Raw genomic sequence first — 284 nt, forward strand, 5'->3', positions numbered from 1 at the left:
CTATAGTTTTAATCCGTTTAAGTTTAAAATCTTCTGTTAGCTTCGCAGAATACATTTCCTTATTGTGTTGATTATAGAAGGTAAATTCGTGATCATCTAAATTTAGTATTGCAAAGCCAAAGCCAAAAAAGTTTCTAACCTCGTGTGCTAAGTAGTTTTTACCATTTGAATAGTCAAATTCTACATTTTGATAAACAGATTCTTGATCTTGAGCGTGTAATGATGCACCACCGTTTCCAACTATAATTTGGTCTGGAACATTATCCATTAATAAAATCTGGGCT

The 284-nt window shown here is 32.0% G+C and carries 1 pseudogene; it reads right to left on the reverse strand.

Going from position 1 to position 284, the window contains the following annotated elements:
- Positions 1–284, reverse strand: a pseudogene (locus tag BA053_RS06460) (phosphoesterase); the annotation flags it as partial.

The sequence above is a fragment of the Wolbachia endosymbiont of Nomada ferruginata genome (assembly GCF_001675785.1).
Lineage (GTDB): Bacteria > Pseudomonadota > Alphaproteobacteria > Rickettsiales > Anaplasmataceae > Wolbachia > Wolbachia pipientis.